This is a genomic window from Pseudonocardia adelaidensis (assembly GCF_039543345.1).
In the GTDB taxonomy this organism is placed as follows: Bacteria; Actinomycetota; Actinomycetes; order Mycobacteriales; family Pseudonocardiaceae; genus Pseudonocardia; species Pseudonocardia adelaidensis.
Genome location: NZ_BAABJO010000003.1, coordinates 243,023 through 258,847, shown reverse-complemented (window position 1 = coordinate 258,847; position 15,825 = coordinate 243,023). Strand labels below are relative to the sequence as shown.

Here is a 15,825-nt window from a genome sequence, read left to right as displayed (position 1 = left end):
CTGCTCCCGCTACCGCGGAGCCATGCGGATGGCGCCGTCGAGCCGGATCACCTCGCCGTTGAGCATCGGGTTGGCCACGATGTGCTCGACCAGCCCGCCGAACTCGGCCGGGTCGCCCAGCCGCGCCGGATGGGGCACCTGCGCACCCAGCGACTTCCGCGCGTCCTCGGGCAGGCCCGCGAGCAGCGGCGTGTCGAACAGCCCCGGCGCGATCGTCACCACCCGGATCAGCAGCGGCGCGAGATCGCGCGCGATCGGCAGCGTCATCCCGACCACGCCGCCCTTCGACGCCGAGTACGCCGCCTGCCCGATCTGGCCGTCGAACGCCGCCACCGATGCGGTGTTGACGATGACCCCGCGCTCCTCCCCCAGCGGCTCGGCCGCGGCGATCCGCTCCGCGGCCAGCCGGATCACGTTGAACGTCCCGACGAGGTTGATGCCGATGATCCGCGTGAAGTCGGGCAGCGGGAACGGGCCGTTCTTGCCGAGCGTCTTGATCGCGTTGCCGGTGCCGGCGCAGTTGACCGCCACCCGCAGTGTGCCCAGCTCCCCGGCGGCGTCGAGGGCCGCCGCGACGCTCGCCTCGTCGGTGACGTCGCCCGGGGCGAACCGCACCCGCTCGCCCAGCTTCTCGGCCACCGCAGCGCCGGAGGAGGTGGGCAGGTCGAGGATCAGCACGCTCGCGCCTGCGGCGAGGAGCTTCTCCGCGGTCGCCAGCCCCAGGCCGGACGCCCCTCCGGTGACCAGCGCGACCGATCCGTTGATGTCCACTCGTACCGTCCTCTCGTCAGAAGATCGAGTATGCGCCGCGCACCGCGGCCCTCACGACGTACCGGGCCCCCGGACATGGGTGCGGTCGGTCAGCGGACCGTCCACTCCCCGGTGAACACCGGGTCGCGCTTCGCGTTGAACGCGGCGAACGCCGCCGGGGCGTCGGCGGTGGCGAAGTTGACGGCCTGGGCGCGCGCCTCGGCGGCGAGCGCGTCGCGCAGGGTGCCGTCCGCGCCTTCGTGCAGCAGCGCCTTCGACTGCGCGACCGCGACCGGCGCGGCGGCCGCGAGCCGGTTGCCGAGGTCGGCGACGAACCCGTCGATCTCCTCCGGCTCCACCACCCAGGTGACCAGCCCCAGCCGGTGCGCCTCGGCGGCGTCGATCATCTCCGCCAGCAGGGCGAGCCGCTTCGCCTGCTGCATCCCCACCAGCTTGGGCAGGAGCCACGAGCCGCCGAAGTCCAGGGAGAGACCGCGCTTGGCGAAGATCTGCGAGAACCGCGCGGTGGGGGTGGCGACGACGAGGTCGCAGCCGAGGGCGAGGTTCCACCCCGCCCCGACGGCGACGCCGTCCACCTTCGCGATCGACGGGACGGGCAGCTCGTGCAGCAGCAGGGCCACCTCGTTGATCCGCCGCATCCGGTCCAGCGGGTGCCCGGCCGACCGGCCGCCGGACAGGTCCGCGCCCGCGCAGAAGGCCCCGCCGGCGCCGGTGATCACGAGGGCCCGCACGTCGGCGTCGTCGCGGGCGGCGGTCAGCTGCTCGCGCAGGGCGGCCCACAGCTCGGTGTCGAGTGCGTTCCTGCGGTGCGGGCGGTTGAGCGTCAGGGTCAGCACGCCGCTGTCGCGGGCGGTGAGCAGGACGTCCTCGGCCATCGTTCCTCCCTGGACGCTCGGTGCTCCCGGCGCGTTTGTAGCACGAGCGCCGCGCTACCGGCCGCTCCACAGCGGGGGCCGCTTCTCGGCGAACGCCCGCGCACCCTCGGCGGCGTCCTCCGACGCCGAGACCGGACCCGCGATCTGCGCCTGCCGCTCCCACATCTCGTCCTCGGGCCACCCGCCCACCGACGCGACGATCTCCTTGCTGGCCGCCACCGCCAGCGGCCCGTTCGCGCCGATCTCGGCGGCGAGCTCGAGCGCCGCGTCGAGCGCCGTGCCGTCCGGGACGAGCCGGTTCACCAGGCCCAGCTCCCTGGCCCGCGCCGCGGGTATGTGGTTGCCGAGCAGCGCCAGCTCCATCGCCTGGTGGTAGGGGATCCGCTTCGGCAGCCGGAGCAGCCCGCCCGCGGCCGCGACCAGCCCGCGCGTCACCTCGGGGATGCCGAAGACGGCGCCCTCCGCCGCGACCACGAGGTCGCAGGCGAGCACCAGCTCGAAACCGCCCGCGAGCGCGTACCCCTCCACCGCGGCGATCAGCGCCTTGGCTGGCGGCCGTTGCGTCACGCCGGCGAACCCGCGGCCGGGCACGACCGGACGCTCCCCGCGGACGAACGCCTTGAGGTCCATGCCCGCGCAGAACGTGCCGCCCGCACCGGTGAGGACGCCGACCCGGAGCGCGTCGTCGGCGTCGAGGCGGTCCATCGCCTCCGCGATCCCCTGCGCCACCGCCGCGGTGACGGCGTTGCGGGCCTGCGGCCGGTCGATGGTCACCACGAGCACGCCGTCGGCGGGTGTCGTCACGAGCACTGGCTTGTCGTCGGGGGACACGGCGCTCCTGTCGGTCGGTGGACCCGTCTCCCGACGGGTGTGCCGGTCCGGGTCCCGCGGCTCGTCCGACCGGCGCCGTCACCGTAGCTCTACGCAGGCACCAGCTCCGTTCCGTGGCGCGGCCCTGCAGGTGATGATGGAGACCGACGCGACGGGAGATACCCGCCGGTCCCGCCGCATCCTCGACACCGTCGCCGAGACGGTGTTGCCGGCCCTGACCGCTCGCGCCTGAGCGGGTTGCGCCCTGGGCATACGCTCGCGCCCATGACGCAAGACGATGGGGCGCTGGACAGCCTGGTGCGCACCCGCATCCGCGCCCTGCGGATGGCGCAGGGCTGGTCGCTCGAGGAGCTGGCCGGCCGGGCGCACCTGAGCCCGTCGTCGCTCAGCCGGATCGAGACCGGCCGCCGCCGCCTCGCACTCGACCAGCTCGTCACCATCGCCCGGGCCCTGGACACGTCGCTCGACCAGCTCGTCGAGACCGACACCGACGACGTGGTCGCCGGCCCGACGATCGACGGCGCCCACGGGCTGATGCGGTGGCCGGTCAAGGCGGATCCGGGCATGACCGTCATGCGCCGCCGCATCACCGACCCGCCACCGGACGACCCCTCACGCCTGCGCGCCCACCCCGGCCACGAGTGGCTCGTCGTCCTCTCCGGCACCGCGGTGCTGCTTTTGGGCAACCGGCGCCTGCGCGTGGAGACCAACCAGGCCGCGGAGTTCCCCACGATGCTGCCGCACGCCATCGGCGCGGAGGGGGGACCGTGCGAGATCCTCGGCATCTTCGACCGCGACGCCCGCCGCGGGCACCGGGCCGACGAGGGGCCCGCCGCATAGGGCACTCGTGCGCCGCCGGCAGCCCGAGCACCCACCCTCTTGCCGATGAAGCAATCGATCATGCGCTGTGCGCATGCCCGGCCTACCGTGACGGCATGACGCACACGGCTGACGACCACGGCCAGGCCGAGCTCCTCGACCTCGACGCGGAAGTGCTCGCGGAGCACATCGCCGCCATCGCCGCGTGGCTGCCGGTCGAGGCGAGCCCGCGCGAGATCGTGGACCTGGGCTGCGGGACCGGTACCGGCACCTTCGCCCTGCTCGCACGCTTCCCCCATGCGCACGTCACCGCCGTCGACGCCGCGGCCGAGCACCTGCACCGCCTGCGGGAGAAGGCCCGCGAGCGCGGCGTCGCCGGACAGGTGCGCACCGTCCAGGCCGATCTCGACGAGGCGTGGCCGGACCTCGGCGAGCCCGACCTGGTGTGGGCGTCGGCCTCCCTGCACCACATGGCCGATCCCGATCGCACGCTGCGCCGGGTCCACGACACGCTCGCCCCCCGCGGCCTGCTCGCCGTGGTCGAGCTCGCCGGCTTCCCCCGGTTCCTGCCCGTGGACGCCCCGGAGAACCGGCCCGGCCTGGAGGAACGCCTCCACGCGGCGAGCGAGCCCTTCCACGCCGAGCACGTGCCCCACCGCGGCGCCGACTGGGGCCCGAGGCTCACCGCCGCCGGGTTCACCGCCGCAGGCGAGCGCACGATCACCGTCGACGTCGCGCGCTCCCGGTCCGAGGCGGTCGCCCGCTACGCCCTGCAGGGCCTGCGGCGCCTGCGCGAGGCCGTCGCCGGTGCGCTCTCGGCCGAGGACCTGACCGCACTGGACGAGCTGCTCGACACCGACGGCCCGGGCAGCATCCTGCGCCGGCCCGACCTCGCGGTGCGCACGGAACGGGCCGTGTGGGCCGCCCGGCGCGCCTGAGACGGCCTGGATCGGCCGACGCCGGTTCGACGGGTCAGGCCTCCGTCCACTCGCCCGCGTGATCGCGGACGAACTCGGCGAAGGTGCGGGGTGGGCGGCCGGTCAGGTCCAGCACGGCGGTGGAGACCCGGTCCTCCCGGCCGGCGGCGATCCCGGCGTCGACGGCGGCCAGCGCGTCGGCGAACGGAGCCGGGATCCCGCCGGCCCGGTAGCCGAGCGCCACGTCGGCGATCCCGGTGTGCTCGACCCGGATCCCGGCAGCCCGAGCGCCACCGCACTCGCCCGGCTGGCGGGTGCCCGGTAGGGGAAGCGTCAGCCCAGCAGGTCGTCGAGCGCGCCGAGGACCTCCCTGCTGCGGGCGTCCGCCTCGGCCACGACGCCGAGGAAGGCGAAGTAGCCGTGGATGAGCCCGGGACCGGGCACGTGCCGCACCTCGACGCCGGCCGCGCGCAGGCGTTCGGCGTAGGCGTCGCCCTCGTCGCGCAGCGGGTCGAACTCGGCCGTCGCGACGACCGCCGGGGGCAGGCCGGCGAGGTCGGGCGCCCGCAGGAGGTCGATGAGGGGCGCGGCTCGCTGTGCCCGGGTCGGCAGGTACTGGTCGTAGAACCAGGCCATGTCCGCGCGGGTGAGGAAGTAGCCCTCGCCGTTCTCCCGCATCGACGGCATGCCCATGGACGGGTCGGCGGCCGGGTACACGAGCAGCTGCGCGGCGAGCCCGGGCCCCTTCTCGTCGCGCGCCCGCAGCGCGGCGCCTGCCGCGAGGCTGGCGCCGGCGCTGTCCCCGGCGACGACGTGCCGCCTGCCGGGATACCGGTCCGCGGTCCAGGCGAGCGCGGCCATCGTGTCGTCGAGCGGGGCCGGGTACGGGTGCTCGGGCGCCAGCCGGTAGTCGACCGCCACGAGGGTGGCGCCGACCGCGTTGGCCACCCGCCGGCACACCGGGTCGTGCGTGTCGAGGTCGCCGACCACCCAGCCGCCGCCGTGCAGGTAGGTGACGACCCGCCCGCGGTCCTCGACGGGCGTGTACACCCGGACCGGCACCGGCCCCGCCGGGCCATCGACCACGTCGTCCGCGACCTTCCCCACGGTTTCCGGCGAGTACCCGGCACCCCGCCGGGCCATCGCGAGCGAGCGGTAGTGGCTCCTCGTCTCCTGGCCGGTCGCCCGGACGAGCGGGAGGGCACCTCCCGCCGTGAGCTGGTCGATCACCGTGCGGAACTGCGGGTCGAGCGGCATCGCTTCCTCCACGGGGGAACGGGTCCGGGTCCGGCGGGCGCGCGGAGGCTCCCTGACCCGACGGCCAGTTCGCGGCCCGCGGGGGACGGTGCGCACCGGAACGATCGCTTAGCATGCCAAACGAGCGTCACGGATCACAGCCAGATTCGAGGAGGACGGCCCGTGCCACCGGAGGACGCCCCGCTCCGCACGTTCGACGCCGTGGTGGTGGGTGCCGGCTTCGCGGGCATGTACATGCTCCACCGGCTGAGGAGCCTTGGCTGTTCGGCCGTGGTCCTCGAGGCGGGGGACGGCGTCGGGGGCACCTGGTACTGGAACCGCTACCCGGGTGCCCGCTGCGACTCGGAGAGCTACTACTACTCCTACTCGTTCTCCGACGAACTGCAGCAGGAGTGGGAGTGGAGCGAGCGCTACCCCCGGCAGCCGGAGATCCTCCGCTACCTGGACCACGTGGCCGACCGGTTCGACCTGCGCCGGGACATCCGGTTCGGCAGGCGGGTGACCGAAGCCGTTCTCGACGACGGCGACGCCTGCTGGCGGCTGCGCACCGACACCGGCGAGCGCTACTCGGCGCGCTTCTTCATCACCGCGGTGGGGTGCCTGTCCTCGGCGAACATCCCGCAGATCCCGGGGCTCGAGACGTTCGGCGGCCGGTGGTTCCACACCGCGACGTGGCCGCACGAGGGTGTCGACTTCACGGGTCAGCGGGTGGGGGTGGTCGGGACGGGCTCCACCGGGATCCAGGCCATCCCGGTCATCGCCCAGCAGGCGAAGCACCTCACCGTCTTCCAGCGCACCCCGAACTACAGCATCCCGGCGCGCAACGGGCCGATGGACCCGGCCTTCCAGCGCGAGGTCAAGGCCGGCTACGCCGCGATCCGCCGCGCCCAGCGCGAGTCGACCAACGGCCACCCGTTCGGCATCGACCCGCGGCCCGCGCTGTCGGTGCCGGACGACGAACGCGAGAGGATCTACGAGGAAGCATGGCAGCGGGGCGGGCTCCGGTTCCGGGCCGCCTTCGCCGACCTGCTGACCAGCAAGGAGGCCAACGACACGGCGTCGGAGTTCATCCGCGCCAAGATCCGGGAGACGGTGCGGGACCCGGGGACGGCGGAGAAGCTCGTCCCGTACGACCACCCGTTCGCGACCAAGCGGCCACCGATCGACACCGGTTACTTCGAGACCTACAACCGCGACGACGTCACGCTCGTCGACGTCCGGAAGTCCCCGATCGTCGAGATCACCGCGAGCGGCGTCCGCACGTCGTCGGCGTCGTACCCGCTCGACTGCCTGGTCTTCGCCACCGGCTTCGACGCGCTGACCGGGCCCCTGCTGGCCGTCGACATCCGGGGCGAGGGAGGCCGGTCGCTGCGGGACGCGTGGTCGGAGGGGCCGCGCAGCTACCTCGGCCTGCAGGTGTCCGGCTTCCCGAACATGTTCACGATCACCGGCCCCGGCAGCCCTTCCGTGCTGACCAACATGCCCACCTCGATCGAGCAGCACGTCGAGTGGATCAGCGACTGCATCGGGTACATGCGCGACCGCGGGCTGGTCCGGATCGAGGCGACGGAGGACGCCGAGCGGGCCTGGGGCGCGCACGTGGAGGAGGCCGCCCACCGGACGCTCCTCCCGATGGCCTCGACCTCCTGGTACCTGGGCGCCAACGTGCCCGGGAAGCCCCGGGTGTTCCTGCCCTACGCCGGCGGGTTCGCCACCTACGCCCGCCGGTGTGCCGAGATCGCGGCGGCGGGCTACGACGGCTTCGTCCTCACCCCGGACCGGTGAGCCGCCCGAACCGCTACGGCTAGAGCCGGCGGAAGGTCAGCGTCACCTCGACGACGGCCTTCGCGACCTCCGTCACCAGGTTCCGGAGGTCACCGGGCAGGCCGCGGACGGCCGCCGCCGCGGCGCGCCGGACGACGCCCCGGTCGCAGTCGAAGTCGAGCGCGGCGTCCAGGCGCAGGCGGTCGAGGATGGTGGCGAACGTGGAGCCGACGACGTCCATGTCGTGCGGGGAGCACAGCATGTGCTCCAACTGGACCCGCGGGCCCGCAGCACTCAGCAGGTCGACGGCGGGGAACCTCTCCGCGGCGCCCCGGCGCAGCAGCCCGCCCCGCACCTCGCGCCGGATCACCCGGTCGGCCACCAGCCCGCGCACCACCTGCGCGTACACGGCGTCGCCGACCTCCTCCACCCAGCTGCGCGTGATGTCGCTACCCGCAGGCCCGACCGCGCCGAGGAGGATCGCCTGCACCGCGTCCGCGCCGCCGTCGCGCCACTCGCCTGCCACGGCGATCCGCCCGCCGTCCACGGCGAGCCTGCGCTGCATCACCAGCTCCGCGAGCCCCGCCGTGCCGACCGCGTACCGGATCAGCTTCGGCGGCCCCAACGCCTTGCCCGAGAAGGGGTCGTGCAGGACCAGGAACATCCTCCGGGCCAGCGCGTTCTGGGTCATCCGACACCCGATCTCCCGTTCCTGCTCTCCATCGAGCCGACGGTGCGGCGGCACGGACCCTAGTGCCCCCGGGCACGCACGGACAGCGACCGCGCGGCCCGTTCAGTTCCGGAGGGTCCGCAGGATCCGGGCGAGCGACGCGCGGTCGGCCTCGTCGAGGCGGGCGAAGAAACCCTCCGCCTCGGCGGCCCGCGCGGCGCGGATCGCGGCGGCGACCTCCTGCCCGCGGCCGGTGGGGGCGACGAGGGTGGCGCGCCGGTCCTCGGGGTCGGGCCGGCGCTCGACCAGCCCGGCCTCCTCCAGCGCGTCCACCACCTCGGTGGCGGAGCGCGGAGCGATGCGCAGGTGCTCGGAGAGGGCGCCGAGCCGCACGGGCCCGTGCCGGACGAGGACGCCGAGCGCGCGAGCCTGTGCCGGCGTGACGTCCCACGGAGCGAGCGTGCGCTGGGTCAGGTGGCGCAGCTGCCGCGCGACCGCGCGGAACGCTTCGGCCAGCGACTCCTCCGGCTCCTCGGACACGCGGAATACCCTACCCGCAGGTACCGTTGTCCCCTCACGTTGAGGATACCTCAGCAATCCCCGACGGAAGGACACCCGAACTTGGGACCCGACACCTCCACCGACCGCCCGGGCCGCCCCGGCCGGCACTCCGTCACCGCCGCCGACAAGGCGCGGGCGCGTGACGTCTCACTGCGCCGGATCGCCCGGCTGTTCATCCCGCACCGCTGGTCCATCGCCACCGTCACCGCGATCATCGTCGCGTCGTCCGTCGTCGCGATGGCCTCGCCGTTCCTCCTGCGCGCCGTGATCGACGACGCGCTGCCGGACCGGAACCTACCCCTGCTGGTGTGGCTGGTGATCGGCATGGTCGCCGTCGCCACCGTCACCGCGGCGCTGGGTGTGGTCCAGGCCTGGATCTCGACGAACGTCGGCCAGCAGGTCATGCACCGGCTGCGCACCGACGTCTTCACGCACCTGCAGCGCCAGTCGGTCGCCTTCTTCACCCGCACCCGCACCGGCGAGGTGCAGTCCCGGATCACCAACGACATCGGCGGCATGCAGACCGTCGTCACCTCCACGGCCACCTCGCTCGCGTCGAACCTCACCACCGTCGTCGCCACCCTGGTCGCCATGCTCGCCCTGAGCTGGCAGCTGACGCTGGTGTCCCTGCTGGTGCTGCCGCCGTCGATCTGGCTGACCCGGCGCGTGGCGCGGATGCGGCGCGCCATCACCGCGGCCCAGCAGCGCGAGCTGGCCGACCTGAACGTCGTCATCGAGGAAGGGCTGTCGATCAGCGCGGTGCAGCTCACGAAGACGATGGGCACCGGCCCCGCACTGGTGCGCCGGTTCACCGCATCGTCGGAGCGACTGGTCGACCTGGAGCTGCGCGCCCAGCTCGCCGGGCGCTGGCGGATGGCCGCCACCACCATCGTCTTCGCCGCGATCCCGGCGATCATCTACCTCAGCGCGGGCCTGCCGGTCACCGGCGGGACGATGACGATCGGCACCCTCGTCGCCTTCACCGCGCTGCAGGCGGGGCTGTACCGGCCGATCGTCGGCCTGCTCGACGTCGGGGTGTCGCTGATCAGCTCGCTCGCGCTGTTCGCACGGATCTTCGAGTACCTCGACCTGCCGGTGGACGTCGACGACCCGGCCGCACCCGTGGACATCGACCCGGCGCGGGTCGAGGGACACGTCCGCATCGAGGACGTCACCTTCACCCACACCGGCAGCGACACCGCCGCCGTCGCCGGGATCACCCTGGACGTGCCCGCGGGCTCCACGCTCGCGCTGGTGGGCGAGACCGGCTCGGGCAAGAGCACGATCGCCGCCCTGATCGCACGGCTCCACGACCCCGACGCCGGGCGCATCACCATCGACGGCATCGACCTGCGGGACATGCGACTCGCCGACCTCGCGCGCATCGTCGGCGTCGTCAGCCAGGAGACGTACCTGCTGCACACCACCGTCCGCGAGAACCTGCGCTACGCCCGGTCGGACGCCACGGACGCCGAGATCGAGGCGGCGGCGCGGGACGCGCAGATCCACGACCTGATCGTGAGCCTCCCCGACGGCTACGACACCGTCGTCGGCTCCCGCGGCCACCGCTTCTCCGGCGGGGAGAAGCAACGCATAGCGATCGCGCGGACCCTCCTGCGCGACCCACGGGTACTCGTCCTCGACGAGGCCACCAGCGCGCTCGACACCGCGACCGAACGCGCCGTGCAGCGTGCACTCGACGAGCTCGGCCGCGGCCGGACGACGATCACCATCGCCCACCGGCTCTCCACGGTGCGGGCCGCCGACCAGATCGTCGTGGTCGACCACGGCCGGATCGCAGAGTCGGGCACCCACGACACCCTCGTCGCCCGGCACGGCCGCTACGCGACCCTCGCGGCCTGAGCACCGCGGGAGCGGCGGCGCCGGGCCGTCACGCCGTGGTGGACGGCCGTCCGGCGTGGCGGTCGGCGAACTCCCGGACCAGGTCACGGGTCCGCGTGGGCTGCTCGACCTGGGGCAGGTGACCGGTCTCGGCGAGTACGACGAGCTCCGGCACCCGGGATCGAGTCGGCGTAGGCGCGCCCGTACTCGGGGGTCACGACCCGGTCGCTGACGCCCCAGAGCAGCCGGACCGGGAGGGCGACCTCGGCGAGGCGCCCGCGATCCGGTCGGGGGGCACCGCGGTGAGGTCGGTGATCGGGTGCTCGGGCACCAGGATGCCGACGGGGTCGAGCAGGACGCGCGGCGCTGATGCGCTCGCCGGCACGCGGGTCGAGGAGCATCTCGGCGGCGGTCCAGCCTCCGACGGAGTTGCCCACGGCCGGCTGACGGGGACTCACGCGGGCGCCGCCGTGCTCTCGCGGACCAGCAGCCGCCCGCGGACGCGGACCCGCGACGCACGCGGAGCGGCCTGCTCCCCCGACAGCCGCGACAGCAGCAGCTGCGCGGCGATCATCCCGACCTCGTGGAGGGGCTGCTCGAACGAGGTGAGCGGCGGCTGGCACACCTCGAACCAGTCGGGGTCGCCGAAGGCCACCAGCGACAGGTCGCGCGGGATCGAGACGCCGAGCCGCTGTGCGGCGTGCAGGGCACCGAGGGCGAGCTCGCTGCTCGCGGCGAAGACGGCGGTGGGCCGCGGCCGCAGCGCCCATGCGGCGCGGAACGCCTCGGCGCCCCACGCCCGCGTGTGCCGGCCGTACAGCAGGTACTCGGCGGGCAGCGGCAGACCGGCCGCGTCCAGGGCCTGTCGCGCACCGTCCACCCGTTCGAGGGTGGTGCTGAACTGCTGCTCCCCGACGATCACGGCGATCCGTTCGTGGCCGAGGGCGAGCAGGTGTTCGACCACCTCGCGGGCCCCGTCGCGCTCCTCGCTCTGCACGACGTCGACGCCCGAGCGGCTGGAGTGGCGGTTCATCTCGACGACGGGCACCTGCGCGCCGGGGAGCTCCCACCGGCGCGAGGTCGGGACCAGGACCAGACCTTCGACCTGCGCGCTCGAGAGCCGCTGCAGGGCCTCCCGCTCCCGGGACGGGTCGTTGCGGGTCACCGCGAGCACCATCCCGTAGCCGCGCTGCTCGAACTGCTCCTGGAGCACGGCGGTGCACGCGGCGTAGAAGTTGTTGAGCATGTCCGGGAGGACGACGCCGACCGTGCTGCTGGAGCGGCTGCGCAGCGCCCTGGCCGCGGTGTTGGGGCGGTACCCGAGCCGCGCGGCCGTCGCTACGACCTGCTCCCGGGTCGCCGGGCTCACGCTGGGATGGCCGTTGAGGGCACGGGACACCGTCGAGATCGCGACCCCGCACTCCCGCGCGATCTGCTTCAGAGACGCAACCACGTGGAAACGTTACCGCAAAACTGATGCCTTGACCTGCGCTTAGTGAAGTCTCAGGGTCAGTGGGAGCAAACGATTCCACGAACGAGGTCTCCCCGCATGCGGATCACCGACATCCGGCACGCGGCCGTCCCGCTCACCGGGGCGGTCGCGAACGCGATGGTCAATTTCGAGCGCCACACCGTGTCCCTCGTCGTCGTCCGCACCGACCGGGTACGCGGCGGCCGGCCGGTGTACGGAGCCGCGTTCAACTCGATCGGCCGCTTCGACCAGGAGGGCATCCTCGCCACCAGGATCGTCCCCCGGCTGCTGGCCGCCGACCCGGCGACGCTGCAGCGCGCCGAGGGTCCCGGGCTCCACCCCGCCGCGGTCCGCAGGGTCGCCGCCACCGACGAGAAGCCCGGTGGCCACGGCGACCGGGCCGGCGCGGTCGCCGCGGTGGAGCTGGCCGTGTGGGACCTGAACGCCAAGCTCGCCGACGAGCCCGCCTACGCCACGATCGCCCGCGCGCACGGTCGTCCCGTCCCCCGGGATCCCGCTGTGCCGACCTACGCCGCCGGCGGCTACTACGGCGACACGGGGACCGGCCCCGACGAGCAACGAGCCACGCTGGTCGCCGAGGTGCAGCGCTACCGGGCCGCCGGCTACACCTCGTTCAAGATCAAGATCGGCGGTGCACCACTCGCCGTCGACCTGGCCCGGGTCGAGGCCGTGGTCGAGGCCGCGGGCGACCCGGCGCGCGTCGCCGTGGACGCCAACGGGCGCTTCGCCGCGCCGGACGCCGTCCGCTGGGCCGAGGCGCTGGCGCCGTACGGCCTGCGCTGGCTGGAGGAACCCTGCGACCCGCTGGACTTCGAGGCACTGGGCGCCGCCGCCGAGGCCTTCGGCGGCCCGGTCGCGACGGGCGAGAACCTCTTCTCCCGCCAGGACGTCGTGAACCTGTTGCGGTACGCCCGCCTGCGCCCGGACCGCGACGTGCTGCAGATGGACGCCGGCCTCTCCTACGGGCTCGGCGAGTACGCCGCGATGGTGGGCGCGATGGCCGACGCGGGCGTGTCCCGCAGCCAGGCGGTCCCGCACGGCGGCCACCTGCTCAACCTGCACATCGTCGCCGGGCTGGGGCTCGGCGCGTGCGAGTCCTATCCGGGGGTGTTCGCACCCTTCGGCGGCTACGGGCCGGGGACCCCCGTCTGCGCCGGATCGATCCACCCGACCGATGCGCCGGGGTTCGGCCTGGAGCAGAAGCCCGACCTCGCCGCACACCTCCACCAGCTCATCGCGTGAGCACGCACGAAGGGCCCACCATGACCGCTACGGCCACGCCACCCCCTCCCGGCACCCGCAGGTCCGGCCGCTGGTGGACGAGCCTGCCGTTCCAGGTGCTGATCGGGATGGCGCTGGGCATCCTGCTCGGGCTCGTCGTGCCCGGGGTCGCCGCCCGGCTCAAGGTGCTCGGCGACATCTTCCTGGACCTGCTGAAGGCCGGCATCGCCCCGCTGGTGTTCCTCACCCTGGTCTCGGGCATCGCCAAGGCGGGCAACCTCCGGCAGGCCAGCAGGATCGGGGTCCTCGCGCTGGTGTACTTCGAGGTGATCTCCACCATCGGGCTGGTGGTCGGGCTGGTCGCGGCCAACCTGGTGCCGCTCGGCGCCGGGGCGAGCAGCCTGGCCGGCCGCGCGGACGCGAGCTCGGTGCCCAGCGACGACGGACCGCACGGCTTCGTCGACTTCGTCACCGGGATCATGCCCGACAGCTTCGTCGGCGCCTTCACGTCCGGGCAGCTGCTCGAGGTCGTCATCGTCGCCCTGATCTTCGGGATCGGGCTGCTCACCCTCCCGGCCCGCATGCAGCAACGGGTGCACGGCGGCATGGAGGTCATCTCGCAGGCGTTCTTCGGCTTCGTCAACGTCGTGATGCGGCTGGCTCCGATCGGCGCGTTCGGCGCCATCGCCTACGCGGTCGGCACCAGCGGCACCGACCTGCTCGCCGCGCTGGCCCAGCTGATCGTGCAGTACTGGGTCGTCGTCGCCGTCTTCTTCTTCGGCGTTTTCGGCGGCGTGCTCGCGCTCGCCGGCGTCAACATCTGGCGGCTGGTGCGCTACCTGCGCCTCGAAGTGGGCCTCACGCTGAGCACTGGTTCCTCCGAGTCCGCACTGCCCGGGATCCTCGACAAGCTCCCGCGGCTCGGGGTCTCGCGGCAGGCCGTGGGCCTCGTCGTCCCGACGGGGTACGCGTTCAACCTCGACGGCACGTCGCTCTACATGCCGGTGTGCACGCTCTTCCTCGCCAACGCGTACGGCGTGCCCATGGGGCTGCCCGAACAGCTGGCGCTGGTCGGCATCATGATGCTGACCTCGAAGGGGGCCGCGACCGTCAACGGCGGCACCTTCGTCGTCTTCGCCGCGACCGTCACGGCGACGGGCATCCTCCCCACCGCGGGCCTGCCGATCCTCTTCGGCGTCTACCAGTTCATGTCCCGCGCCACCGCGACCGTGAACACCTTCGGCAACGTGGTGGCCGCGATCGTCGTCGGACGGCTGACCGGGCAGGTGGACCGCAGGACCGTCGACGCCGTGCTCGCCGGCCGGGCCGCGCCGCTCCCCCCGCCCGGCACCGCTGAGCCCGATACCGCGGAGCCCGGCACCGCCGACCGCCCGACCGTGAACACGACGCGCTGAGTGAGGAACCGGCAGAACCATGAGCACCGTCTTCGAATCGGCTCTCTTCCGCGACATGTTCGGCACCGCGCCGATGCGGGACGTCTTCGACGACCACGCGTACCTCCGCGCGGTCGTGCGCGCCGAGGTCGCGCTGGCCGAGGCGCAGGCCCGCGTCGGCGTCATCCCGCGGGAGGCGGCCGACCTGATCGCCACGAAGGCGGAGGCGGGCCGACTGGACCTCGCGGCGCTGGAGCGCGAGACCCAGGTGGTCGGCTACCCGATCCTGCCGGTGGTCCGGCAGCTGGCGGAGCAGTGCGGCGAGGCAGGCGGGTACGTCCACTGGGGGGCGACCACGCAGGACATCATGGACACCGCCACCGTGCTGCAGGTCCGCGACGCGCTGCAGCTGGTGGACGACGCCCTTCTCGGGACGCGGCGGACGCTGCGCCGCCTGGCGGGCGAGCACGTCGACACCGTCACCGCGGGCCGCACGCATCTGCAGCACGCGCTCCCCGTGACGTTCGGCTACCGGTGCGCGGTGTGGCTCTCCGCGCTGGACCGGCACGCGGAGCGGCTGGAGCAGGTGCGGGAGCGGGCGCTGATGGTCCAGCTCGGCGGCGCGGCGGGGACCCTCGCCTCGCTGGGTGCCGACGGGCTGCGCGTGCGTGCGGCGTACGCCGAGGTGCTGGGGCTGCGCGAGCCGGAGATCACCTGGCACGTCGCCCGCGACGGGCTGGTGGAGGTCGTGCAGCTGCTCGCCCTGATCGGGGGCACGCTCGGCAAGGTGGCCTGGGACGTGATGATGCTGGCCTCCAGCGAGTTCGGCGAGGTCGCGGAGCCGTTCGTCGACGGGCGGGGCGCGAGTTCCACGATGCCCCAGAAGCGCAACCCGATCTCCAGCGAGCTGATGTCCGCCGCGGCGAAGCTGCTGCGGGAGCGGGCGGGGTCGATGCTCGACGCGCTGGTGCAGGACTTCGAGCGCGCCACCGGGCCGTGGCACGTCGAGTGGGCCACGGTGCCGGAGGCGTTCCTGCTGGTGGCCACGTCGCTGTCGCAGGCGGAGTCGCTGTTCGGCGGCCTGGAGGTGCACGAGGACCGGATGCGCCGCAACCTCGACCTCACCGGGGGCCTCATCGTGGCCGAGCGGGTGATGATGGAGCTGGCCCCGGCACTGGGCCGCCAGCACGCCCACGAGGTGGTGTACGCGGCGTGCCGCGCCGCGATCGAGGGCGGCACCTCCCTGGCCGACCAGCTCCTCGCCGACGACGACCTGCGCGGCCGGCTCGGCGAGGAGCGCATCCGCGAGCTCACCGACCCGGCAGGCTACCTCGGCTCCGCACGGGAGATGGCCCGCCGCGTGATCACCGGCGCGGGATGATCCCGTTGCTTGCCATCGGAACGGCCGTAT

Annotated in this window: 16 protein-coding genes; 7 read left to right on the top strand and 9 right to left on the bottom strand. The window is 73.7% G+C overall.

All coding sequences use genetic code 11. The features are described 5' to 3' along the window. Window positions 1-9: 9 nt before the first annotated feature. The 3 genes from ABEA81_RS05070 to ABEA81_RS05060 form a co-directional block, all read right to left on the bottom strand. Window positions 10-771 carry a 3-hydroxyacyl-CoA dehydrogenase gene (locus ABEA81_RS05070; RefSeq protein ID WP_345603588.1) on the bottom strand — a complete coding sequence of 254 codons (762 nt, stop codon included), beginning with the start codon at window positions 769-771 and terminating at the stop codon, window positions 10-12. Window positions 772-860: 89 nt separating this feature from the next. Continuing rightward, window positions 861-1,646, bottom strand: a complete 786-nt coding sequence (locus ABEA81_RS05065) for an enoyl-CoA hydratase/isomerase family protein (protein WP_345603587.1) — start codon at window positions 1,644-1,646, stop codon at window positions 861-863. Window positions 1,647-1,700: 54 nt separating this feature from the next. Further along, complete coding sequence (locus ABEA81_RS05060) at window positions 1,701-2,477, bottom strand: crotonase/enoyl-CoA hydratase family protein (RefSeq protein ID WP_345603586.1); 777 nt, start codon at window positions 2,475-2,477, stop codon at window positions 1,701-1,703. Window positions 2,478-2,741: 264 nt separating this feature from the next. Here ABEA81_RS05060 and ABEA81_RS05055 point away from each other — a divergent pair, with 264 nt between their 5' ends. Beyond that, window positions 2,742-3,317, top strand: a complete 576-nt coding sequence (locus ABEA81_RS05055; protein ID WP_345603585.1) for a helix-turn-helix domain-containing protein — start codon at window positions 2,742-2,744, stop codon at window positions 3,315-3,317. Between the two features lie 95 nt (window positions 3,318-3,412). Further along, window positions 3,413-4,234: a class I SAM-dependent methyltransferase gene (locus ABEA81_RS05050; protein WP_345603584.1), complete on the top strand. Its 822-nt coding sequence runs from the start codon at window positions 3,413-3,415 to the stop codon at window positions 4,232-4,234. A gap of 34 nt (window positions 4,235-4,268) precedes the next feature. Here the strand turns inward: ABEA81_RS05050 and ABEA81_RS05045 are convergent, their stop codons facing one another. Together ABEA81_RS05045 and ABEA81_RS05040 are read right to left on the bottom strand one after the other, a co-directional pair. Further along, window positions 4,269-4,457, bottom strand: a complete 189-nt coding sequence (locus ABEA81_RS05045) for a hypothetical protein (RefSeq protein ID WP_345603583.1) — start codon at window positions 4,455-4,457, stop codon at window positions 4,269-4,271. Between the two features lie 89 nt (window positions 4,458-4,546). Next, window positions 4,547-5,470, bottom strand: coding sequence for an alpha/beta hydrolase (locus ABEA81_RS05040; protein ID WP_345603582.1), 924 nt, complete (start codon window positions 5,468-5,470; stop codon window positions 4,547-4,549). A gap of 228 nt (window positions 5,471-5,698) precedes the next feature. Between ABEA81_RS05040 and ABEA81_RS05035 the strand changes: the two genes are divergently transcribed. Further along, on the top strand, window positions 5,699-7,255 hold the full coding sequence (locus ABEA81_RS05035; protein ID WP_425570455.1) for a flavin-containing monooxygenase: 1,557 nt from the start codon (window positions 5,699-5,701) through the stop codon (window positions 7,253-7,255). 19 nt (window positions 7,256-7,274) lie between these two features. Here the strand turns inward: ABEA81_RS05035 and ABEA81_RS05030 are convergent, their stop codons facing one another. Further along, complete coding sequence (locus ABEA81_RS05030) at window positions 7,275-7,925, bottom strand: GPP34 family phosphoprotein (protein ID WP_345603580.1); 651 nt, start codon at window positions 7,923-7,925, stop codon at window positions 7,275-7,277. A gap of 102 nt (window positions 7,926-8,027) precedes the next feature. Beyond that, window positions 8,028-8,444, bottom strand: a complete 417-nt coding sequence (locus ABEA81_RS05025) for a MarR family winged helix-turn-helix transcriptional regulator (RefSeq protein WP_345603579.1) — start codon at window positions 8,442-8,444, stop codon at window positions 8,028-8,030. Window positions 8,445-8,525: 81 nt separating this feature from the next. On the opposite strand from ABEA81_RS05025, the gene ABEA81_RS05020 reads away from it, so the two are divergent. Continuing rightward, entirely contained in the window at window positions 8,526-10,328 is a 1,803-nt protein-coding gene (locus tag ABEA81_RS05020) for an ABC transporter ATP-binding protein (RefSeq protein ID WP_345603578.1), read from the top strand. 28 nt (window positions 10,329-10,356) lie between these two features. Here the strand turns inward: ABEA81_RS05020 and ABEA81_RS05015 are convergent, their stop codons facing one another. Together ABEA81_RS05015 and ABEA81_RS05010 are read right to left on the bottom strand one after the other, a co-directional pair. Continuing rightward, the gene (locus ABEA81_RS05015; RefSeq protein WP_345603577.1) at window positions 10,357-10,482 is read right to left on the bottom strand and encodes an alpha/beta fold hydrolase; all 126 of its coding nucleotides are present in this window, start codon (window positions 10,480-10,482) and stop codon (window positions 10,357-10,359) included. A 279-nt stretch (window positions 10,483-10,761) separates the two neighbouring features. Next, complete coding sequence (locus ABEA81_RS05010; RefSeq protein WP_345603576.1) at window positions 10,762-11,760, bottom strand: LacI family DNA-binding transcriptional regulator; 999 nt, start codon at window positions 11,758-11,760, stop codon at window positions 10,762-10,764. A 96-nt stretch (window positions 11,761-11,856) separates the two neighbouring features. Here ABEA81_RS05010 and ABEA81_RS05005 point away from each other — a divergent pair, with 96 nt between their 5' ends. Genes ABEA81_RS05005 through ABEA81_RS04995 form a run of 3 tightly spaced genes read left to right on the top strand, consistent with a single transcriptional unit; the run spans window position 11,857 to window position 15,795 of the window. Beyond that, the gene (locus ABEA81_RS05005) at window positions 11,857-13,041 is read left to right on the top strand and encodes an enolase C-terminal domain-like protein (RefSeq protein ID WP_345603575.1); all 1,185 of its coding nucleotides are present in this window, start codon (window positions 11,857-11,859) and stop codon (window positions 13,039-13,041) included. A 20-nt stretch (window positions 13,042-13,061) separates the two neighbouring features. Continuing rightward, window positions 13,062-14,435 (top strand): cation:dicarboxylate symporter family transporter, encoded by a 1,374-nt coding sequence (locus tag ABEA81_RS05000; protein WP_345603574.1) that lies wholly within the window; start codon window positions 13,062-13,064, stop codon window positions 14,433-14,435. 19 nt (window positions 14,436-14,454) lie between these two features. Continuing rightward, window positions 14,455-15,795, top strand: coding sequence for a class-II fumarase/aspartase family protein (locus tag ABEA81_RS04995; RefSeq protein ID WP_345603573.1), 1,341 nt, complete (start codon window positions 14,455-14,457; stop codon window positions 15,793-15,795). Window positions 15,796-15,825 lie beyond the last annotated feature (30 nt).

Bases quoted from the DNA above. Each gene is read 5' to 3' on its own strand.
- ABEA81_RS04995 (WP_345603573.1), top strand. From the start codon at position 14,455: ATGAGCACCGTCTTCGAATCGGCTCTCTTCCGCGACATGTTCGGCACC.
- ABEA81_RS05000 (WP_345603574.1), top strand. From the start codon at position 13,062: ATGACCGCTACGGCCACGCCACCCCCTCCCGGCACCCGCAGGTCCGGC.
- ABEA81_RS05055 (WP_345603585.1), top strand. From the start codon at position 2,742: ATGACGCAAGACGATGGGGCGCTGGACAGCCTGGTGCGCACCCGCATC.
- ABEA81_RS05005 (WP_345603575.1), top strand. From the start codon at position 11,857: ATGCGGATCACCGACATCCGGCACGCGGCCGTCCCGCTCACCGGGGCG.
- ABEA81_RS05050 (WP_345603584.1), top strand. From the start codon at position 3,413: ATGACGCACACGGCTGACGACCACGGCCAGGCCGAGCTCCTCGACCTC.
- ABEA81_RS05040 (WP_345603582.1), bottom strand. From the start codon at position 5,470: ATGCCGCTCGACCCGCAGTTCCGCACGGTGATCGACCAGCTCACGGCG.
- ABEA81_RS05065 (WP_345603587.1), bottom strand. From the start codon at position 1,646: ATGGCCGAGGACGTCCTGCTCACCGCCCGCGACAGCGGCGTGCTGACC.
- ABEA81_RS05030 (WP_345603580.1), bottom strand. From the start codon at position 7,925: ATGACCCAGAACGCGCTGGCCCGGAGGATGTTCCTGGTCCTGCACGAC.
- ABEA81_RS05035 (WP_425570455.1), top strand. From the start codon at position 5,699: ATGTACATGCTCCACCGGCTGAGGAGCCTTGGCTGTTCGGCCGTGGTC.